Genomic DNA, 20,407 nt, shown 5'->3' with positions numbered 1-20,407 from the left:
CATTCAACTGCTCTGTGTCACAGGCTTTGCGCATCCGTGCAGGAGCGTCTATTTTTCAAAGGCCCGGCCCTGTTGGTCATTGCGCTTAAACGCTTCACCTTTTGCAGTGGGCCCTTCGGTCCGAAACTGCCTTTCGCGCCCGAGGATCTCCCCATGAATCAAGCCAGCAGCAGCCGCGTCAGCCGTGAACTACAAGGGCATGTCCTGCTGCTGGGGCTCGATCGGGTCGCCAAGCGCAACGCTTTTGACCTCGACCTGCTCAACGAACTGAGCCTGGCCTACGGCGAATTCGATCGCAATGAAGAAGCCCGCGTGGCCGTAGTGTTCGGCCATGGCGACCACTTCACCGCCGGGCTGGACCTGATCAACGTCGCCCACACCATGGCCCAGGGCTGGCAACCGCCGCTGGGAGGCTGTGATCCATGGGGCGTGTTCGCCGGGCCACGCGTCAGCAAACCGGTGATCGTTGCCGTCCAGGGCTATTGCCTGACCATCGGTATCGAGTTGATGCTCGCAGCTGACATCAACCTGTGCGCCAGCAATACACGCTTTGCGCAGATGGAAGTTCAGCGTGGGATCTTCCCTTTTGGTGGCGCTACCTTGCGCCTGCACCAGATTGCCGGCTGGGGCAACGCCATGCGCTGGCTGCTGACTGGCGATGAGTTCGATGCCCATGAAGCCCTGCGCCTGGGATTGGTGCAAGAGGTCATGGCCAGCGAAGACCTGCTGCCCCGGGCGCTGGCCCTGGCCAATCGGATTGCCAGCCAGGCGCCGTTGGGCGTGCAGGCGACTTTGATGTCAGCACGCCAGGCTAGGGATGAAGGTGAAAGCGCGGCAGCTGCGGGGTTGCCGGTGCTGGTGGAGAAGTTGCTGGGCAGCGAGGATGCCAAGGAGGGTGTAAGGGCGATGCTGGAGAAGCGGCCGGGGGTGTTCAAAGGGTTGTAAACAGACTCAGTAGGTCGCTGTCCATGATGGCCTCATCGCGGCATAAGCATCTACACAACTTTCAGAAGCTGACGATCTTCCCTGTGGCGAGCGGGCTTGCCCCGCGCTGGGCTGCGAAGCAGCCCCAATAAGCCCGCCGCGTTTCTTCAGATAAACCGCGATAGCCGGGTTTAGGGCGGCTTCGCCGCCCAGCGCGGGGCAAGCCCGCTCGCCACAACAGCCCTATCTGCCTGGGTTTATGCGATGCAGCAAAATTGTGTAGATACCTATGCTCATCGCGGGCGAGCCCGCTCCCACATTTGACCGCGTACACCTGTGGGAGCGGGCTTGCCCGCGATGGGCCAGTACAGGCACCTAAGTCGCCGGCCGAACCGCCTTGATCAACGCCTGCAACGAATACCCCAGGCGCGGCGCCATCGCCTCGGCCCGCGCAGAAACCGCCGCCAGGTCTAGGATCTGGTCCAGATCCGCCGGCACGATCAGGATCACATTGCCCTCCTTCACCGGCAACTCCCAGTAGTGCCGATGATAAAGCCCGCGCAACAGCGCAGCACCCAGCGGCTTGCCATCATCGGTCGCCCACTGGTTGATCACCAACCAACCGCCTGGGTTGAGTTTCTTCTGGCAGTTTTCCAGGAAGGTCCAGGCCAGATGGCCAACCCCAGGTCCCACATCGGTATACAGGTCGACGAAAATCAGGTCCGCCGGCTCCGCAGTTTCCAGCAACTCCAACGCATCGCCCACGCGGATGTACAAGCGCGGGTCATCATCAAGCCCCAGGTACTCGATGGCCAGGCGCGGTACGTCCGGGCGCAGCTCAATCGCCTCGACATCTTCCAGGGGCAGGAACTTGAGGCAGGCCTGGGTCAGCGTCCCGGCCCCCAGGCCAAGGAACAGCGCACTTTCGGGCTGCTCATGGCACAAGGCGCCAATCAACATGGCGCGGGTGTAGTCGTACTCGAGCCAGCTGGGGTCGGCGGTGAACACACAGCTCTGCTCGATGGCATCGCCAAACTCGAGAAAGCGGTAGTCCGCCACTTCCAGCACACGGATCATGCCGAAGTCATCGTGGACCTCAGCCAACAGGCGCTCGACGCGCTCCTCAGTCATTTCATCTCCTAATGGGCCCGGGCACGGGTGCAAGCCGCCTGGTAGCAAGCGGGAAAGGCGCGATTGTCGGCCAAGCAGCGCCAGCAGGTCACGCACTAATTGCTGATAACATGCACGCTCCCGACATTCATTCGAGTTCACGATGAGCCAACCTTGGAGCCCCGACAGCTGGCGCGCCCTGCCGATCCAGCAACAACCCCACTACCCCGATGCCGCGCACTTGCTACAGGTCGAGCAGAGCCTGGCCAGTTACCCGCCGCTGGTCTTCGCCGGTGAAGCCCGGGAGTTGCGCCGCCAGTTTGCCGAGGTGACCCAGGGTCGCGCGTTCCTGCTGCAAGGCGGCGACTGCGCCGAGAGCTTTGCCGAGTTCTCCGCAGCCAAGATCCGCGACACTTTTAAAGTGTTGCTGCAGATGGCCATTGTCATGACCTTCGCCGCCGGCTGCCCAGTGGTCAAAGTCGGGCGTATGGCCGGCCAGTTCGCCAAGCCGCGCTCGGCCAACGATGAAACCATCGACGGCATCACCCTGCCCGCCTACCGTGGCGATATCGTCAACGGCATTGGTTTCGACGAGAAAAGCCGCGTCCCGGACCCCGACCGCCTGTTGCAGTCCTACCACCAGTCCACCGCCACCCTGAACCTGCTGCGGGCGTTCGCCCAGGGCGGTTTTGCCGACCTGCACCAGGTGCACAAGTGGAACCTGGACTTTATCGCCAACTCCGCCCTGGCCGACAAGTACAGCCAACTGGCGGATCGCATCGACGAGACCCTGGCCTTCATGCGCGCCTGCGGCATGGACAGCTCGCCACAATTGCGCGAGACCAGCTTCTTCACCGCCCACGAAGCGCTGCTGCTCAACTACGAGCAAGCCTTCGTGCGCCGCGACAGCCTGACCAATGATTACTACGACTGCTCGGCCCACATGCTGTGGATCGGCGACCGCACGCGCCAGCTCGATGGTGCACACGTCGAGTTCCTGCGCGGGGTGAACAACCCGATCGGGGTCAAGGTCGGCCCGAGCATGAATCCTGACGACCTGATTCGCCTGATCGACATTCTCAACCCGGACAACGACCCCGGCCGCCTGAACCTGATCGCGCGCATGGGCGCCAACAAGGTCGGCGATCACCTGCCCAACCTGATCCGCGCCGTGCAGCGCGAAGGCAAGCAGGTGCTGTGGAGCAGCGACCCGATGCATGGCAACACCATCAAGGCCAGCAGCGGCTACAAGACCCGGGACTTCGCGCAGATCCTCAGCGAAGTGAAGGAATTCTTCCAGGTCCATGAAGCCGAAGGTACATACGCCGGCGGGATTCATATCGAAATGACCGGGCAAAATGTCACCGAGTGCATTGGTGGTGCGCGACCGATTACCGAAGATGGCTTGTCGGACCGCTACCACACGCACTGCGACCCGCGGATGAATGCCGATCAGTCGCTGGAGCTGGCGTTCCTGATTGCCGAGACGCTGAAGCAGGTCAAACGCTAGGGCCGCGAATCCCCCTGTGGCGAGCGGGCTCGCCCCGCGCTGGGCTGCGAAGCAGCCCTAAAACCAGGCAACTACGCAGTATCTGATACACCGCATTGGCTTACTGGGGCTGCTTCGCAGCCCAGCGCGGGCGATGCGGCGTTCCGACAAGCCCGCTCGCCACAGCTGCTCTATCTGACCGCTTGCAGCATCGCCACCCGCAACCGGGCCGCACTGTGCCGCTGACAATTGATCTGCACCTGCTCCAACCCCAGCCAATCAGCCATTTGCCGCAAGTTCAACGCCAACGCCAACATTCCCGCCTCGTCCAACCCCGGTTCTTCCTCGTGCACCGCGTGGACCGCCAGCCGCCCGTTGGCACGCTCGGCCCGCAAATCTACCCGCGCAGTAATCCGTTCGTTGTGCACGAATGGCAGCACGTAATAGCCGTAAACCCTTTTGTGCTGCGGGGTGTAGATCTCCAATCGATAACGGAAGTCGAACAGCCGCTCGGTACGGCTACGCTCCCAGATCAATGAATCGAAGGGCGACAGCAAGGCACTGGCCGCCACTTTGCGTGGAACACTCGGCTCAGGCAGGCAATACGCCGGCTGTTTCCAATCTTGGACCTGGCAGACCTGCAATTGCCCATCCTCGACCAGCTCGGCAAGGCGCCCGCGGCTGTCTGCCGGTTCCAGGCGAAAGTAATCGCGCAGGTCCTTTTCCGTCCCCACGCCCAACGCCGTCGCGGCATGCAGCAGCAGGCCACGCTGGGCACTGTGCTCACTCAAGGGCGCCTGTTGCAGAATCGCCGGCGCAATGACCCGCTCCGGCAGGTCGTACAGCCGCTCGAAACCACGGCGCCCGGCCACCGTCACCAGGCCGGCGGCAAACAACCATTCCAACGCATGCTTTTCCTCACTCCAGTCCCACCAGGGCCCGGCGCGCTCCTCACGGGTCGACAGGCTGCCAGCCCCCAACGCGCCCTGCTGCTCGACGATAGCCAATACCCGGCGGATGGTGGCCTGTTGCTCGCGTCCAAAACGCGCCATCTGCTGATAGATCCCCTGCCCCTCGGACGCACGCTGCATACGCCAGCGCATCAGCGGATACAGGGCCATGGGCAGCAGCGAGGCCTCATGCCCCCAATATTCAAACAACATGCGCCGCCGCCCCTGACTCCAGGCGGCCTGTTCGAGCAGCAGCGGGGAATAACTGCCCAGGCGGGAATACAGCGGCAGATAGTGGGAACGCACCACGGCATTGACCGAATCAATCTGCAACACCCCCAGGCGCTCGATCAGGCGATTGACCTGCACGGCCTTGACCTGCGCAGGCGGTTGGCGCCCGGAAAAGCCTTGGGCCGCCAGCGCCATGCGGCGCGCCTGCTTAAGGGAGAAACTCAGATCTGCGGGCATGTGCATCTCCTGATTAGGCCCGCAGACTGTAGCGCGAACCCCCATCATTTACCCAACGGATCATTCCAGAAATGCCGGTGGCGCTCTTGCTCGACATCTGCCCGGGACAAGCCGATATCCTTGAGAGATTCATCACTCAGCTCTGCCAGGAACTGCCGCTCGCACTGCAGCGCGTACCAACGTGAAACCCTTTGAAACAGCCCAACAAACGGGCGCTTCGCCAGCACCCCATCCTCTTTTTTTTGACCTTTCATCATCTCGCCCTCCAGTGGGGATGACTAAAGTCTGTGCCTGGCGCTAACATCAATCCAACGAATGTTTCTTATGAAATACATCTCTAGGATTGATCAATTGCGTAATTACCCGAGTATCGATACCGAAGTACTGCGCACCTTCGTTGCCATTGCCGACCTGGGTGGTTTCACCCGTGCTGGCGAGCAGATCAATCGCACTCAGTCAGCGGTCAGCATGCAGATGAAGCGCCTGGAAGAGGACGTGCTGCAACGCAAGCTCTTCGAGCGTGACGGCCGACAGGTCAGGCTCACGCCCGAGGGCCAGGTGCTGCTGGGGTATGCGCGGCGCATCCTGAAGCTGCACAGCGAAGTCTTCAATACATTGCGCGAGCCGCACATGGTCGGGCTGGTGCGGATCGGCACGCCGGACGACTACGTGATGCGCTACCTGCCCGGCATTCTCAAGCGGTTTTCCAAAGCGTACCCGCTGATCCAGATCGAGATGCACTGCGAAGGCACGCCGGTGTTGATGCAGCGACGTGACTTGGCACTGACCGTCATCAGCCGCGAACCGGGGAGCGAAGTTGGGGAACTGCTGCGCAACGAACGTATGGTCTGGGTGGCATCCCAATGCTTCTGCGTGGACGAGCACGAAGTCCTGCCCCTGGCGATTTCCGGCATGGACAGCTATTGCACCCACTGGGCCACCGCGTCGCTGGATGCCTCGGGGCGTCCGTACCGCCTGGCCTATCACAGCTCCAACGGGGCCGCGATTCTAGCGGTAGTCGGCGCAGGTCTGGCGGCGATGGTCATGATGGAAAGCCTGGTCACCGACGATCTGCGCATACTCGGCAGCGACGAGGGTTTCGGCCCACTGCCGATGGTCAATTTACGGATGCTGCGCAATCCAGCCATGGCCTCCCCGATCACCGAATGCCTGGCCGAGTACATTCTTGAGGGCTTCAGACCTTAAAGGTCAGCATCACCGCGCACACCACCAGGAAGCCGCAGAACAACCCGCGCAGCAAACGCTCCGGCAACGCGTGGGCGATCTTCACTCCCCAACTGATGCTGAGCAGCCCGCCGACGGCCAGAGGCACGCCGATCAGCCAGTCCACTTCCTGATGCCAGGCATAGGTCACCAGGGTGACGCTGGTACTGGGTAAAGCTAGCGCCAGGGACAAGCCTTGGGCGACCACTTGGGTGGTGCCGAAAATGCTGGTCAACACCGGGGTAGCAACCACCGCACCACCGACGCCGAACAAGCCGCCCATGGAGCCGGACACCGCCCCCAATACCCCGAGCCACGGCCAGGAATAGCGCATCTGCGCTGAAGGAGGCGCATTGCGGGTGACCATGCGCAACAGGTTGTACGCCGACAGCGCCACCAGAAACGCAATGAAGCCAATGCGCATGACACCTGCATCGATACCCACAGCCCAGATCGAACCCAACCAAGCAAAGCAAAAACCCATGAGTCCAAGTGGCAAGGCATGGCGCAGCTCGATCCGATTGCGCTGGTGATAACGCCACAGCGCCAGCATGACATTGGGCACAACCATCACCAGCGCAGTACCTTGGGCGATTTGCTGATCCAGGCCGACCAGCACGCCCAGTACCGGAATTGCGATCAGCCCGCCACCAATGCCGAACAATCCGCCCACGGTGCCCAGGGCTATGCCCAGCAGCACATACATCGCTAGATCCACCACAACACAACACTCCGCCGTCTCGAGCCCTGCATGCTACGCAGTCCCCTCTAGCATGGAAACGCACAGCAACGCACAATGGCTATGCCAAATCCGCACAAGCGCACCCTCATGAACCCCACCACCTTGACTGATCAACTGAGCCTGTTCCTCGATGTGCTGGAGGCAGGCAGCTTTTCTGCTGCCGCGCGGCGCCACCCACTCACGCCCTCCGCTGTGGCCCGTCGGATCGACAGCCTGGAAAGCGCCGTGGGTAGCCGGCTATTCCTGCGCAGTACCCATGCGGTGCTGCCCACGCCTGCAGGCACGGCATTTGCCGAGCGTGCAAGGCGGATTGTCCGGGAGTTGCAACTGGCCCGTGCCGAGGCTGTGTCCTTGAGCCATGCGCCCGAAGGCCTGATTCGCGTGGATGCACCCGCCGCGTTTGGCCGGCGACACCTGGCGCCGGCAATCGCAGACTTTCTGACCGTCTACCCGGGGCTGGATGTGCACCTGCACTTGATCGACAGCTTTGTCGACATGCAGGGCGAGCACTTGGGCAAGGTTGACCTGGTACTGCGCGCGGGGCATATCGTCGATACACGGCTGATCGCCACACCGCTGGCCAGCATCGTGCGCATCGCCTGCGCCAGCCCGGCCTACCTGAAAAACCGCGGCACGCCGACCCACCCCAGCCAGTTGAATGAACATGATGGCCTGGACTGGGAAGGCTTGGCGCCAATGTTCGCCTGGCGCTTTGAACTCGATGGCCGTAAGAACACCTACCGTCCGCAGCGTATCCGCATGAGCGCCAACAATGCCGAAGCCCTGCTATCCGGCGCCCTGGCCGGGCTGGGCATCGCACACCTGCCCACCTGGCTGGCCAGCGAGTATCTAGTGCGTGGCGAACTGATGCCGTTATTCTGCGAAAACGGCCTGCCTAACGCCGAAAGCGCTGGCATTTACGCCCTACGCCTGGAACAACATGCCAACGCCCGCAGCCGCCTGCTACTGGAGTACCTCAAGAGCCGTTTCAGCCCTATCCCACCGTGGGATCTGGCGCTGCAAAGCGGTTGGGGCTGACTGCTACGACAGAATTATCTGGCGCGTTAAAGGTTTGGCCGCTAGATTCCAGAGCAAATACGTTTTAAGGCACTGCCATGACCGACCCTTGCGATTCCCTGCTCCTCGACAACCAACTGTGCTTTGCCCTGCACTCCACGTCGTTGTTGATGACCAAGGTCTACAAACCCCTGCTGCAAGCCATTGGCCTGACCTACCCACAGTATTTGGCGATGATGGTGTTGTGGGAAGAAGATGGTTTGACCGTGGGCGAAATCAGTAGCCGCCTGCTCACCGATCCGGGCTCACTGACACCACTGCTCAAGCGCCTGGAAGCTGAGGGCCTGTTGAGTCGCACCCGTAGCCGTAGCGATGAGCGCGTAGTCGTCGTTGAGCTGACCGCAACCGGCCGAGCGCTGCGGGACAAGGCCGTGGATGTTCCCCCATGCATCCTAGGCGCCAGCGGGATGCAGATGGAGCAACTGCAGAAGCTGCAGGCGGATTTGCTGGAGTTGCGCAGGAACCTGCAGGGTAGCGTCTGACCGAATAGAGGCCCCTGTAGGAGCCGGCTTGCCGGCGAAAATCGCCAGCGATAACGCGGGGTGCCTGGCGCCGCGCGTCGCACTCGGGCTTTTCGCCGGCAAGCCGGCTCCTACAGGGGATTGGGATTAGTTTGGAAATTTATATTGCGCGCTAAAGATTTGCGCGATACATTCACCTCGCCACTTACTTAGCGCGCAAACTTTTAGCGCAAATAAAACCGCGAGGCGTCTCCCATGCAAACTCTCTATACCGCAGTAGCCACCGCCACCGGCGGCCGTGATGGTCGTGCCGTTTCCAGCGACAACATCCTCGATGTGAAACTTTCTACGCCAAAAGAGTTGGGCGGCGCTGGCGGTCAAGCCACCAACCCGGAACAACTGTTCGCCGCTGGCTACTCGGCCTGTTTTATCGGCGCCCTGAAATTCGTCGCCAGCCAGAGCAAGCGTAAAATCCCCGATGACGCCTCGATCACCGCCCATGTGGGCATCGGCCAGATTCCCGGTGGATTTGGCCTGGACATCGACCTTCACGTGTCCCTGCCCGGCTTGGAACACGACGAAGCGCAAAGCCTGGTGGAGGCTGCCCATCAGGTCTGCCCTTACTCCAACGCCACCCGTGGCAACGTCGATGTGCGCCTGCATATCACGGTGTGACTGGCAAACAGGCACAAAAAACCCGACTCATGGTCGGGTTTTTTATCAGTAACGCCAGAATTACTTCTTGGCGCGACCTTTGTACGAACCACCTTCACGGGTGTCGATCTCGATCAGGTCGTCGATTTCGATGAAATCGGCCACTTGCAGTTCGGTACCGTTAGCCAGCTTGGCCGGCTTCATCACTTTGCCCGAAGTGTCGCCACGAGCGGAACCTTCGGTGTAGGCAACCTTACGCACGATGGTGGTCGGCAGCTCTACGGAAACCAGGCGCTCTTCGAAGAAAATGGCTTCGCAGACGTCTTCCATACCTTCTTCAATGAACGGCAGAACGGCTTCGATATCTTCAGCGTTCAGCTCGTACATGGTGTAGTCGGTAGTGTCCATGAACGTGTAGGTGTCGCCGCTGATGAAGGACAGGGTCGCTTCTTTACGGTCGAGGATTACGTCGTCCAGTTTGTCATCGGCGCTGTAGACGATCTCGGTCTTGTAACCGGTCAGCAGGTTCTTCAGCTTGGTCTTCATGATTGCGCTGTTACGACCAGACTTGGTGAACTCAGCTTTCTGAACCAGCCAAGGGTCGTTTTCGAGACGGATCACTGTACCGGGTTTCAGTTCTTTACCAGTTTTCATTACGAATATCCGAAATTTGGATGGGATTTACAAAAATCAAGGTCGCGTATCATATCCAATTTTCATAAAACTGTACCAGCGCCGTCGCAAGATCAGCCTGCAAGGCCTGTTCCAGACACCATTTTTCGGCGTGTACGGTCAGTTCCGTCCAATGCTCAAGCAGGATTTTCCAGCTTGAGGCCATATCGCTGTCCGTGTTCCAGGCTTGCCATAGGGCAATCAGCGCAGCTTTCGCAGGTACAGACAGGCCCTGGGTATAGAGCGTGAGGAAGGCATCGAGCTTGTCCAGGTGAATATCATCGTCCTGGCGATAGATGTGCCATAGCAACGGGCGCCCAGCCCATTGCGCACGCACAAAGGAGTCTTCGCCGCGCACGGCGTTGAAATCGCAGCACCACAACAGGCGGTCGTATTGTTCCTGCCGCACGAACGGCAGTACCTGGATCGTCAGCGTACCGCGCAGATGAATATCACCTGCTACCAACACCTCGACACCCAGCCAGCGCTGCACGTCGCCGAGGATGCGCCCTTCCGGCACCAGCAGATGAGTGGCTTGCCCATCAGCGGCCAGCACGTCCAGCCAACTGGCCAATCCGACGTTTTCATAGGCAAACAGCGACATCAAACGGGCGCCCTGCGTGGGAAAGACACCCAGCGCCTGCAGGAATTGTTGCCGAGCCTGCGGGTCACGCTGAAAGGCCTGCCGTTGTTCAATCAGCCCGGCCTCACGCAACAAGCCGCCCGTACCAGAACGAAACCCCGGGAAGAAGAAGTACTTTTGCACACCCTTGAACTTCACCGACGGCAGGCCGTGGCAACCGACGACCCATTCCTCGGCGCTTAGATAGTCAAGGTTCATCCACAGTGGCGGGAGCTCACACCCAGCCATTGCCTCCATATAGTCATGGGGCAATTGGCAGGCAAACGCGGCAATCACCACATCGGCCGCTGGCGTAGCCGCCCAGTGCGGTGACCAGTGCCGCACATCGACGCCCTCTTGCCACTGCTGGTCCAACTGCACATCCACCTCTGGGCACATGCGTTCGAACGCCCGCAAATCATCGACCCACAAGCGCACCACGCAGGCGTGTTCCGCAGCCAATTGCCGGGCCAGGCGCCAAGTCACGCCGATGTCGCCGTAGTTGTCGACGACGCTGCAAAAAATATCCCAGCGGGCTTTCATTCCGGGCTCCATCATTCAAAGGCTCGATTGTCCGCATAAATGCCGCCATGCAGAAGGGTTGATCGCGATTATTCTGCACGCCGGCTATGCGACAATCCTTCGCTCACCGCAACCGTATGCCAGGAGGCCGCCATGTCCGATCGCCCGCTGTCGATGTTCAAACTCAGTATTGCCGTGGCCCTGGGCCTGTGGCTGGGCTTTGTCGCCATCGCGCTGACAGGCTGGCTGGCCTCGCGCTACCTGCTTGAACAGCCCGTGGCCGCCGTCAGCCAAGCCGTCCAACAACTGGGCAAGCCGCCCGCCGTTGCACCAGAGCCACCGAACCGGATGTTTGAGCAATACCAACAGAACCTGCACAAGCAGGAACAGCAACAGGCCCTGGACCAGACGCGGGCGAACCCGCGCAATCTGTCCAACCCCAAATGCCAGTTCTGGCTCCAGCAGGACCAGAACGCCCCCAACGACAAGAGCCGGGCCAACGTCCTGCAATTTTGTGATTGAGCCGCACGCCCCCATGAATAAACACGCCGTCCTCCAGTTGATCCTGGAAAAACTCTCCGCCGACCTGGATGTGGCGCAACGCGCCGCGCAAACCGCCTACGAAACCGCAACCCACGAAGAAAACATCGCCGAGAACAAGTACGACACCCTGGGCCTGGAAGCGTCTTACCTCGCCGCCGGACAAGCCAAGCGCGTGGAGGAAATCAGGCAATCACTGGTGCTGTGCCAAAACCTCAACCTGCGACCCTACGATGAACAACGGGGCATTGAAGTAGGCGCCCTGCTCGGCCTGGAAGACGACAACGGCCGCCAGCAATGGCTATTCCTCGCGCCGGACGCGGCAGGCCTGAAAGTCTATGTGGTGGGGCAATTGGTGACCGTCATCACCCCTCGCTCGCCGCTGGGCAAAAGCCTGCTGGGCAAATTCGAAGGGGATGAGGTGGAGATTCTGGTGGCGGGCGCCCGGCAACAATTCGTGGTGACCGAGGCCCGCTAGATCGGTCAGTGAACCGGCAGTTCAACGCCGTCGAACAGCTCTTCCAGTTCCTGCTTGTTATGGCACTGGATCGCCTTGGCCATGACTTCACGGGTTAGGTGCGGGGCGAACTTCTCGATGAAATCGCACATGAAGCCACGCAGGAACGTGCCACGACGGAAGCCGATCTTGGTCACACTGGACTCGAACAATTCGCTGGCATCGAGCACCACCAGGTCGCTGTCGAGCTTGGTATCGACAGCCATCTTGGCCACGATGCCAACGCCCAGGCCCAGGCGCACGTAAGTCTTGATCACGTCGGCGTCCGCTGCAGTGAACACCACTTTGGGCGTGAGGCCACGATGGCTGAAGGCTTCGTCGAGCTTGGAGCGGCCGGTGAAGCCGAACACGTAGGTGACAATCGGATATTCCGCCAGCGCTTCCAGGGTCAGCTTCGGCAGCTTGGCCAATGGGTGCCCCTGGGGTACCACGACGCAGCGGTTCCAGCGATAGCACGGCATCATCACCAGGTCGCCGAACAGCTCCAGGGCTTCGGTGGCAATGGCGAAATCGACGGTGCCATCGGCCGCCATTTCGGCGATCTGCATCGGCGAGCCCTGGTGCATGTGCAAGGCCACGTCCGGGTACTGCTTGATGAACGAACTGATCACCGGCGGCAGCGCGTAACGGGCCTGAGTGTGGGTGGTGGCGATCGACAGGGTGCCTTTTTTCTCGTTGGAAAATTCCTGGGCGATCTGCTTGATGCTTTCAACCTTGCGCAGGATTTCACCGGCCGTGGTGATGATGCGCTCACCGGCAGGCGTGACGCGGGTCAAGTGCTTGCCGCTGCGGGCGAACACTTCGACGCCCAATTCGTCTTCGAGCAGGCGGATCTGTTTACTGATACCCGGTTGCGAGGTGTAGAGGCTTTGAGCCGTGGCGGAAACGTTGAGGTCGTGGTGCGCCACTTCCCAGATGTAGCGCAGTTGTTGAAGCTTCATATGTGTCCCTCAAAGCAGATAGACGCCACGGATATCAGCGACGGTATATAACTATATTAAAGGTTGGATTTATAAATCTAGAACTTTTTTATCGTTTTCACCCCATCACACATCATCACTGCGCCGACGCTGCAGCAAAGGCACCAGATAGACCGGTACCTGAGACAACTGCAGCACCCGCGCCGCGGTACGCCCCAGTGGCGCCGAGATCCCTGTGCCCTGGCTATGACTCCCTACGATCAACAAATCCACCGAGAGTTTCTGCGCCTGGTCGAGAATCACTTGGGCGGGATCCCCCTGGATCACCCGCACCGAACGAATCGCCAGCAAGTCCTGCTCGCCGTCCTGCAACTCTTCACGAAAACTGTCCAGCACCCGCTGTTCGATGTTCGCCATTACGGTGTTCAGCCCCTGGCTCTGCCATTCGCTCAACGCCTGCTCATCAAGATAGGTTTGCAGCACCGATTCTGCGAACAGCCCGATCGGCTCCACCACATGAATCACATACAGGTCCGCCTTGAACGTACGCGCCATCGCCAGCGCATGTTGCATCACGTAAGGCGCATATACACCCAGGTCTGAGGCATACAACATCGACCGAATCATAGAACCTCCTGGGCTGCCAGGATGGCGGGGATTGTTTCAGCTTAGCAGCGCCTCCGCGACTGCGATGAACTTAGCTCTGGACCTGGACTTTCGGCTCATTGCTCACGCCATGGGGCACATGCCCGGTGGCCACAACCTCCCTGGCTTTCTCGCAATGGCCGGCCTGGTCGTCAAAAAACACGTCGGCGGCGAACGCCTCAAGGAACGCTGATTTTTCCAGGCCGCCAAGAAACAGCGACTCATCCAGGCGGATGTCCCACTCGCGCAATGTGCGGATCACCCGTTCGTGGGACGGGGCCGAACGCGCCGTCACCAACGCTGTGCGGATCGGGCATGACTCATCGGGGAACTCGCGCTGCAACAGATTGAGAGCTGCCAGGAACCCTTTGAATGGCCCGCCACGCAGTGGTTCGCGGGCCGCTTGCCGCTCGCTGGCCTGGAAGGCTTCCAGGCCGCCGCTCTGGTACACGCGCTCGGACTCGTCGGAAAACAACACCGCATCTCCATCGAAGGCAATCCGCAATTCGGCACTGCAAGCCCGGCGGGCGCCGCCAGACAGAATGGTCGCCGCCGCAAAACCGGCATCCAGTGCGCTGCGTACATCTTCGGCATGGGTCGAGAGGAACAGGTGACTGCCAAACGCCGCCAGATAAGGGTGGGGGTTACGCCCACCGACGAAGGCGGCGCGGGAAATATCCAGGCCGTAATGCTGGATCGAATTGAACACACGCAAACCGGTATCGGCACTGTTGCGCGAAACCAGCACCACTTCGACCCTCGCGCGGCCCAGGCTGGCATTGAGGGTCAGGAGCTTCTTGACCAGGGGGAAGGCATCGCCCGGCTCAAGGATTTCTTCCTCGTGATCGATCTGATACTTGCGGTAGGCCTCGACGCCCTGGGCCAGATAAACCTTATGGCTTTCACCCAGGTCGAACAGTGCCCGCGAGGAAATCGCCAATACCAGTTTGTCGCTCATGCCTTTGGCCATATCTGTTCCTCAGCCGTTGCGTCGATCAATGAAGCCCAAAGCCTGATACAGCGCCTGCATCCGCGGCATTTCACAGCCGGCGGCCCGGGCGGCAGCCAGTGGACGGGCGTAGATCGCAGCCAGTTCCAGGGGGCGCTGGTGCAGATGATCGTGATACATGCTGGGCCAATAGTCCGTCAAACGCTCGGTCATGCTGAACATCTGCGCGGCGTAGCCGGGCGCGATTTCATGACCGCATGCATGGGCGCCCTGCACCACTTCGGCCATAAGGCCCTGAATCAATTCCCGGCTGGATTCGTCAGCCATCAACTCCGAGGTATTGGCACCGAGCAACACCGACAGGCCGTTGTACGGCACATTCCACACCAGCTTATGCCAGCGCGCCTGGTCCAGGTCAGGCATGGCCTGGGAGTCGATCCCAGCCTGGCGGAACAGCCCGGCCCCCTCTTCGACAATCGCCTGACGACGAGCAGTATCATGTGTGGCATCGCCACTGTGATAACCCAGACTGACCCGGCCCATGGCCTGGTGTTCGACAATCCCCGGTCCGGAACGGTGAACGCAGATATAGCAAAGCCCGCCGAGCAAATGCAGGGACTCAGGCAAATGTTCGCGCAGGCCGTCCTCGACACCCAGGCCATTTTGCAACAGCACGACCTTGGCATCCGGCGCCGCCACCTGGGCAATGGTCGGTGCCAGCTCAACGTTGCCGGTGGTTTTGGTGCCCACCAGCAGCCAGTCGCAAGGCGGCATGTCGGCCGCATTGGCATAGGCCTGGACCGGGTGCAGGCTCAAGGCCCCGTGTATCGCACTATTGAGTTGCAAGCCACGCTCACTCACCGCCGCATATTCGCTGCGCAACAGGAAATGCACGTCAAAACCGGCACGCGCCAGCATCAACCCGTAAAAACCACCGATGGCACCGGTGCCGATAATCCCAACGCGTGGTCCAGGTTCAACTGCACTCGTCATGGCAACTCCTCTGGTTCTTGTTGGAGCGCCTCATTTATAGCGTCACTGAGGTCACTCGGGTTCAGGCCCACCTGTAGTGCGCCGTGGAGTTGACCCTCGCACACTACAAATAAAGCCGGCAAATGAAAGATCCCGTAGCGCGCAACCGCGCCACCATTATGCCCAGCGTCGACCCAACAGATGCGCGCCACCGGCAGGTTCCAGCCCGGCATCTGTTGACGCGCCCAACGACAACTGGAACAGCCAACGCTGGTAAACACCAGCAGCGAAGCACCAGGCAGCGCCAGCAACTGCTGGTCGATATCCAAATCCGTCAATTCAAACGCTTTCACTCGATCCGCACCACCACCTTTAACCAGGCAACACACTATCAGTCCACACCACAACGCGCGCAATTGCCCATTGTCGAGCAGGCTTGTACGCGCTAAGGTTCGGCTCCCCGCTGCATTTAAATCATGCTGTGCTCCGCCGCACGGGGTTCGCTGGCGGCCGGCACCCGTGACCCTGACGAGTAACACGATGGCTGATTTACCGATCAACGACCTAAACGTCGAATCCAACGAGACCCTGATCACGCCCGATCAGCTCAAGCGCGAAATCCCTTTGAGCGACGCTGCACTGCAGACTGTCACCAAGGGCCGCGAAGTCATTCGTGACATCCTCGACGGCACTGACCACCGCCTGTTCGTGGTGATCGGCCCTTGCTCGATCCACGACCTCAAGGCTGCACACGAGTACGCCGAGCGCCTCAAAGTACTGGCTGCGGAAGTTTCCGACACCCTGTACCTGGTGATGCGCGTGTATTTCGAGAAGCCGCGTACCACCGTCGGCTGGAAAGGCCTGATCAACGATCCGTACCTGGACGACTCGTTCAAGATCCAGGACGGCTTGCATATCGGCCGCAAGTTGCTGCTGGATCTGGCTGAAATGGGCCTGCCCACGGCCACCGAAGCCCTGGACCCGATTTCCCCGCAATACCTGCAGGACCTGATCAGTTGGTCGGCGATTGGCGCACGTACTACCGAATCGCAAACCCACCGCGAAATGGCCTCTGGCCTGTCCTCGGCCGTGGGTTTCAAGAACGGTACCGATGGCGGCCTGACCGTGGCGATCAACGCCTTGCAGTCGGTTTCCAGCCCTCATCGTTTCCTGGGGATCAACCAGGAAGGCGGCGTGTCCATCGTCACCACCAAAGGCAACGCCTATGGCCACGTGGTACTGCGTGGCGGCAATGGCAAGCCCAACTATGATTCGGTCAGCGTGGCCTTGTGCGAACAGGCGTTGACCAAGGCGAAGATCAAGCCAAACATCATGGTCGATTGCAGCCACGCCAATTCCAATAAAGATCCGGCGCTGCAACCGCTGGTGATGGAGAACGTGGCCAACCAGATCCTGGAAGGCAACCAGTCGATTATCGGCCTGATGGTCGAGAGTCACCTGAACTGGGGTTGCCAGGCGATTCCAAAAGATCTGGCCGACCTGCAATACGGTGTGTCGATCACCGATGCCTGCATCGACTGGTCCGCCACCGAGACCACTCTGCGCAGCATGCACGCCAAGCTCAAGGACGTATTGCCCAAGCGCAAACGTACCTGACGCACACAAAAACGCCGGGCTAAGCCCGGCGTTTTTTTATGTGCGCATATTTGCTTTCACAGCTTCGCCGCATGGCGCTGGTGGCGCTCCATGTAGCGCTCCACATAGGAACAGGACGGGATCACCGTATAACCCATGCTCTCGGCGTATTGCAGCGCCTCTTCGGTCAGCGCAGCAGCAATGCCGCGCCCACGCAGGGCATTGGGCACAAACGTGCGGTAGATATCCAGGGTCTGTTTCCCCAGGTCCATGTAGGTCAGATAGGCACGATGACCGTCCACATTGGTCTCGAACTGATGACCAGCCTGGTCATGGTGGATGGACAACGCCTCGCTCATCACTACTCCTCGCGGGTCTTGGTTTCTGACCCCTACCTTACCGATGTTTTTCCGGCGAAGGAACATCTACGCCACCCCGTGCCGGTTTCGACAACGAGAAAAGCCCTACAGCACTCACGCCCCGCACCCAGGAATAGTAGGCACCAATCCTGTCATTGCTCAAGGGACGCTCGTCATCCATCAGGCTGGCGGACATAGAAAGGGCTGATCGAACATCTGGTGGTCGATAGCCTGAACATTGCCGGCAGTTGAAGCTTGAGACGAAGCACCGCTCTTAAAGTCACCTCTACATGCGCGAAAGATGCCCATCAGCGCCTGGATAATCTGAACAATAGTATTGGTGCAGATATATAAATTGACATCGACTTACAACGTTTAACACTTGCCAGGCGGCGCTTTCAGCCTGGATCCAATCTCTGACCGCGCAGCAAAAACTGGATATTTTTTATACAAACTCGCTAAAGATTAGCCAAAATAGATTCAGCACAAGAATTTTTTTTGCTTCTTGCGCTACGTCAGTTTACTTACTACAAGTAATGGGTAGTATGTACGCCGGCTATTAGCTCACTCTGAGATAGTAGCCATTAAATAGAAAGTCCTTGAAGGGGAACACGATGAACAACGTTCTGAAATTCTCTGCTCTGGCTCTGGCCGCAGTTCTGGCTACCGGTTGCAGCAGCGTCTCCAAAGAAACCGAAGCTCGTCTGACTGCAACTGAAGACGCAGCAGCTCGCTCCCAGGCTCGTGCAGACGAAGCCTACCGTAAAGCTGATGAAGCTCTGGCTGCTGCTCAAAAAGCACAACAGACTGCTGACGAAGCTAACGAGCGCGCTCTGCGCATGCTTGAAAAAGCTAGCCGCAAGTAATAATCCTTCGGGGTTGTTATCAAGCCGATCCATTTTTGGATCGGCTTTTTATTGCCCGGGATTCGGCTCTGGATCCCGGGCAATAAAAAGCCCGCCAGGAGCAATCCATGGCGGGCGTCGATTGGCGGCAGGTGTTACTGCTGCAGATCGACCGGCATGCTGGTGACCATCGGCGCCGCTCCTGGCTCGCCGATCTGCGCGGGCAAGCCGTCTTCGGCTGCGACAACATCACGCACGCCATCCCAGTTGACCCGCAGGTTGTTGGCCAGGTCTTCGCGCTTGAGCATCGCGTTGATGACGGCCGTGTGCTTGTCGACCACCGACGGCGTGCCATCATCGTTCAATGGCGCGTGGGCCTCCAGGTAGACCTTGCCGCCGCTGATGCCGAACTTGTACGCCTCATTGATGATCCGCACGGGCGTACCCACCGGGACCATCTTGGCCATCTCCAACACGTTGTTGTTGAACATGCGGAAGCAGCCATGACTGGTGCGGGTACCAATGCCGAACTTCTTGTTGGAACCATGAATCAGGTAGCCCGGCGTGCCCAGGGTGAACTTGAACGGCCCCAAAGGGTTGTCGGGGCCGGCCGGCACCACATTGGGCAGCGGGTCGCCGTCCGCCGCATGCTCGGCCTTGATCGACGCGGGTGGGGGTCCAGGTCGGGTTGGGGGGTCTTGGCAATGATGCTGGTATGGGCAATCGGCGAGCCCCAGCCTTCACGACCGATTCCGAGCGGGAAGGTGTACACCACGTCCTGGCCCTTGGGGTAATAGTACAGACGGTACTCCGCCAGGTTGATCACGATGCCTTCCCGGGGACCTGGCGGCAAAATGAAACGGGTCGGCAGCACAATCTCGACCCCGGCCCCCCGGCAACCAGGCATCGACGCCGGGGTTGGCCGCGACCATCTCCGAATAGCCCAGGTCATAAGTCACCCCCAGGTCGGCAAACGTGTCTTCGTACTTGGCCTTGATCACCTGGACCTGGCCGACAATGTCCTCACCCGGCGGTGGCAGGGGCAGTTGCAGGGCCGCAACAGGACCGGCTGCACACAAGGCAGCGAGAGACAGGCAACGGGTGACGACAGGCAGACGCGACAACATCCGGAAAATCCTTCGCAGATCGACGGGGGTAAAATGGCGATTGTAGCGTGTACCTGCCCTTAAAGCTCGAAGCGCAGTTCAGGCCAGATAGGCGGCGTACCACGCTTTTGCGATTCGAGAATCGCACGGCACAAGGGGCATAGCCGCTGGTCCTGGAAGATCGAACGATCCACCGAAGACCAGCGTGGCTGGGCCGGCAGCAAGGTGCCGCAGAGCGTGCGATCGATGGTGCCACCCAGTTCCAACTGGCGCGTCACCAGGTGCACCTTCACTTCCTGGCAGGCAAACAGATCCAACTGCTCGTCGGGCTCGATCAGTTGGTAGGCAAACAGGGACCAGGCAGGACGCGACGACATCGGGGGCTCCAAATCGGGGGCGCCACCTTAGCCGAAAGACCGCTGCTAGAAAAGCGTCATAACAGCGGTTTTAGCGTCGGCCAGACATTTTCCAGCAACTTGGCCTGGGCGCCGACTGCCGGGTGCAGTTGATCAGCCTGCATCATCTGCGGATCGCCCCCCACACCTTCAAGGAAAAACGGCACCAGGGGGACGTTTTTTTCCTTGGCCAACACACCATAGACTTCGGCAAATGCGGTGGTGTATCGCGGGCCATAATTGGGCGGCAACTGCATCCCCAACAGCAACACCTTGGCGCCACCGGCCTTGGACTGGTCAATCATCGACGCAAGATTTTGTTGCAATTGCGCCGGGGGCTGCCCGCGCAAGCCGTCGTTCCCCCCCAACTCGATAACCACCACGTCGGGCTTATGCTCTGCAAGCGCCGCCGGCAGCCGCGCCAAGCCTCCGGCGCTGGTGTCGCCGCTGATGGAGGCGTTGACCACTTTATCGTCGAAACCCTCCTGCTTGAGGCGCTGCTCCAGCAGTGCGACCCACCCTTTGCTGGTATCCAGGCCGAAACCGGCACTGATACTATCGCCAACGATCAGGACAGTACCCGCCGCTGCGTTCTGGGCCATGCACATCAGGGCCAGGCCAGCACTCAAAAACCATATTCGCATCGGA

General features: G+C 60.0%; 24 protein-coding genes and 1 pseudogene. 10 read left to right on the top strand and 15 right to left on the bottom strand.

Features of this window, described 5'->3' with window-relative positions; genetic code table 11:
- The first annotated feature begins 153 nt into the window (after positions 1-153).
- The gene (locus tag JTY93_RS09295; protein ID WP_205480898.1) at positions 154-945 is read left to right on the top strand and encodes a crotonase/enoyl-CoA hydratase family protein; all 792 of its coding nucleotides are present in this window, start codon (positions 154-156) and stop codon (positions 943-945) included.
- A 354-nt stretch (positions 946-1,299) separates the two neighbouring features.
- On the opposite strand, the gene JTY93_RS09290 is transcribed toward JTY93_RS09295, so the two are convergent.
- Positions 1,300-2,055, bottom strand: coding sequence for a spermidine synthase (locus tag JTY93_RS09290; protein WP_205478036.1), 756 nt, complete (start codon positions 2,053-2,055; stop codon positions 1,300-1,302).
- 142 nt (positions 2,056-2,197) lie between these two features.
- Here JTY93_RS09290 and JTY93_RS09285 point away from each other — a divergent pair, with 142 nt between their 5' ends.
- Positions 2,198-3,544 (top strand): class II 3-deoxy-7-phosphoheptulonate synthase, encoded by a 1,347-nt coding sequence (locus JTY93_RS09285; protein ID WP_169996769.1) that lies wholly within the window; start codon positions 2,198-2,200, stop codon positions 3,542-3,544.
- Positions 3,545-3,714: 170 nt separating this feature from the next.
- On the opposite strand, the gene JTY93_RS09280 is transcribed toward JTY93_RS09285, so the two are convergent.
- Complete coding sequence (locus tag JTY93_RS09280) at positions 3,715-4,941, bottom strand: winged helix-turn-helix domain-containing protein (RefSeq protein ID WP_205478037.1); 1,227 nt, start codon at positions 4,939-4,941, stop codon at positions 3,715-3,717.
- Positions 4,942-4,985: 44 nt separating this feature from the next.
- A complete protein-coding gene (locus JTY93_RS09275) occupies positions 4,986-5,195 on the bottom strand; it encodes a DUF1127 domain-containing protein (RefSeq protein WP_205478059.1) in 210 nt (69 codons plus the stop codon).
- 70 nt (positions 5,196-5,265) lie between these two features.
- Here JTY93_RS09275 and JTY93_RS09270 point away from each other — a divergent pair, with 70 nt between their 5' ends.
- Entirely contained in the window at positions 5,266-6,147 is an 882-nt protein-coding gene (locus JTY93_RS09270; protein ID WP_205478038.1) for a LysR family transcriptional regulator, read from the top strand.
- Here the strand turns inward: JTY93_RS09270 and JTY93_RS09265 are convergent.
- Positions 6,137-6,886, bottom strand: coding sequence for a sulfite exporter TauE/SafE family protein (locus JTY93_RS09265; protein WP_205478039.1), 750 nt, complete (start codon positions 6,884-6,886; stop codon positions 6,137-6,139). The two genes, JTY93_RS09270 and JTY93_RS09265, sit on opposite strands and share 11 nt — an antisense overlap.
- A 108-nt stretch (positions 6,887-6,994) precedes the next feature.
- On the opposite strand from JTY93_RS09265, the gene JTY93_RS09260 reads away from it, so the two are divergent.
- The 3 genes from JTY93_RS09260 to JTY93_RS09250 all read left to right on the top strand — a co-directional run bounded on the left by JTY93_RS09260 (position 6,995) and on the right by JTY93_RS09250 (position 9,120).
- On the top strand, positions 6,995-7,945 hold the full coding sequence (locus JTY93_RS09260) for a LysR family transcriptional regulator (protein WP_205478040.1): 951 nt from the start codon (positions 6,995-6,997) through the stop codon (positions 7,943-7,945).
- A gap of 77 nt (positions 7,946-8,022) precedes the next feature.
- Complete coding sequence (locus tag JTY93_RS09255) at positions 8,023-8,466, top strand: MarR family winged helix-turn-helix transcriptional regulator (protein WP_205478041.1); 444 nt, start codon at positions 8,023-8,025, stop codon at positions 8,464-8,466.
- 234 nt (positions 8,467-8,700) lie between these two features.
- Positions 8,701-9,120, top strand: a complete 420-nt coding sequence (locus JTY93_RS09250; protein WP_092235230.1) for an organic hydroperoxide resistance protein — start codon at positions 8,701-8,703, stop codon at positions 9,118-9,120.
- Positions 9,121-9,180: 60 nt separating this feature from the next.
- Here the strand turns inward: JTY93_RS09250 and JTY93_RS09245 are convergent, their stop codons facing one another.
- Positions 9,181-9,753, bottom strand: a complete 573-nt coding sequence (locus JTY93_RS09245; RefSeq protein ID WP_028615646.1) for an elongation factor P — start codon at positions 9,751-9,753, stop codon at positions 9,181-9,183.
- A gap of 49 nt (positions 9,754-9,802) precedes the next feature.
- Positions 9,803-10,936: an elongation factor P maturation arginine rhamnosyltransferase EarP gene (earP, locus tag JTY93_RS09240; protein ID WP_205478042.1), complete on the bottom strand. Its 1,134-nt coding sequence runs from the start codon at positions 10,934-10,936 to the stop codon at positions 9,803-9,805.
- Positions 10,937-11,068: 132 nt separating this feature from the next.
- On the opposite strand from earP, the gene JTY93_RS09235 reads away from it, so the two are divergent.
- Complete coding sequence (locus tag JTY93_RS09235; RefSeq protein WP_205478043.1) at positions 11,069-11,437, top strand: hypothetical protein; 369 nt, start codon at positions 11,069-11,071, stop codon at positions 11,435-11,437.
- A 13-nt stretch (positions 11,438-11,450) separates the two neighbouring features.
- Positions 11,451-11,933: a GreA/GreB family elongation factor gene (locus tag JTY93_RS09230; protein WP_205478044.1), complete on the top strand. Its 483-nt coding sequence runs from the start codon at positions 11,451-11,453 to the stop codon at positions 11,931-11,933.
- Between the two features lie 5 nt (positions 11,934-11,938).
- On the opposite strand, the gene cysB is transcribed toward JTY93_RS09230, so the two are convergent.
- From cysB to JTY93_RS09205, 5 genes are all read right to left on the bottom strand, one after another.
- Complete coding sequence (gene cysB, locus JTY93_RS09225; protein WP_010176165.1) at positions 11,939-12,913, bottom strand: HTH-type transcriptional regulator CysB; 975 nt, start codon at positions 12,911-12,913, stop codon at positions 11,939-11,941.
- Between the two features lie 105 nt (positions 12,914-13,018).
- Positions 13,019-13,519, bottom strand: a complete 501-nt coding sequence (locus JTY93_RS09220) for a universal stress protein (protein ID WP_205478045.1) — start codon at positions 13,517-13,519, stop codon at positions 13,019-13,021.
- A gap of 70 nt (positions 13,520-13,589) precedes the next feature.
- On the bottom strand, positions 13,590-14,507 hold the full coding sequence (locus JTY93_RS09215) for a 5'-nucleotidase (RefSeq protein ID WP_169996748.1): 918 nt from the start codon (positions 14,505-14,507) through the stop codon (positions 13,590-13,592).
- A gap of 9 nt (positions 14,508-14,516) precedes the next feature.
- Positions 14,517-15,479: a putative 2-dehydropantoate 2-reductase gene (locus JTY93_RS09210; RefSeq protein ID WP_205478047.1), complete on the bottom strand. Its 963-nt coding sequence runs from the start codon at positions 15,477-15,479 to the stop codon at positions 14,517-14,519.
- Complete coding sequence (locus JTY93_RS09205; RefSeq protein ID WP_240344473.1) at positions 15,476-15,853, bottom strand: YbbN family protein; 378 nt, start codon at positions 15,851-15,853, stop codon at positions 15,476-15,478. The genes JTY93_RS09210 and JTY93_RS09205 overlap by 4 nt, the downstream gene beginning before the upstream one ends.
- Before the next feature lie 145 nt (positions 15,854-15,998).
- On the opposite strand from JTY93_RS09205, the gene JTY93_RS09200 reads away from it, so the two are divergent.
- Positions 15,999-17,075, top strand: coding sequence for a 3-deoxy-7-phosphoheptulonate synthase (locus tag JTY93_RS09200; protein ID WP_029297994.1), 1,077 nt, complete (start codon positions 15,999-16,001; stop codon positions 17,073-17,075).
- Between the two features lie 56 nt (positions 17,076-17,131).
- On the opposite strand, the gene JTY93_RS09195 is transcribed toward JTY93_RS09200, so the two are convergent.
- The gene (locus JTY93_RS09195) at positions 17,132-17,413 is read right to left on the bottom strand and encodes a GNAT family N-acetyltransferase (protein ID WP_029297992.1); all 282 of its coding nucleotides are present in this window, start codon (positions 17,411-17,413) and stop codon (positions 17,132-17,134) included.
- A gap of 614 nt (positions 17,414-18,027) precedes the next feature.
- On the opposite strand from JTY93_RS09195, the gene oprI reads away from it, so the two are divergent.
- Positions 18,028-18,279: an outer membrane lipoprotein OprI gene (oprI, locus tag JTY93_RS09190; RefSeq protein ID WP_003172710.1), complete on the top strand. Its 252-nt coding sequence runs from the start codon at positions 18,028-18,030 to the stop codon at positions 18,277-18,279.
- Between the two features lie 134 nt (positions 18,280-18,413).
- Here the strand turns inward: oprI and JTY93_RS09185 are convergent.
- The 3 genes and pseudogenes from JTY93_RS09185 to JTY93_RS09175 form a co-directional block, all read right to left on the bottom strand.
- Positions 18,414-19,385, bottom strand: a pseudogene (locus tag JTY93_RS09185) (L,D-transpeptidase family protein).
- A 59-nt stretch (positions 19,386-19,444) separates the two neighbouring features.
- A complete protein-coding gene (locus JTY93_RS09180) occupies positions 19,445-19,741 on the bottom strand; it encodes a hypothetical protein (protein WP_029297976.1) in 297 nt (98 codons plus the stop codon).
- Between the two features lie 56 nt (positions 19,742-19,797).
- The gene (locus tag JTY93_RS09175; protein ID WP_169996742.1) at positions 19,798-20,403 is read right to left on the bottom strand and encodes an arylesterase; all 606 of its coding nucleotides are present in this window, start codon (positions 20,401-20,403) and stop codon (positions 19,798-19,800) included.
- Positions 20,404-20,407 lie beyond the last annotated feature (4 nt).

The organism is Pseudomonas hygromyciniae (assembly GCF_016925675.1).
GTDB lineage: Bacteria > Pseudomonadota > Gammaproteobacteria > Pseudomonadales > Pseudomonadaceae > Aquipseudomonas > Aquipseudomonas hygromyciniae.
Note: the sequence above shows the minus strand (reverse complement) of the source record. Positions and strands in the feature narration are given on the sequence as shown.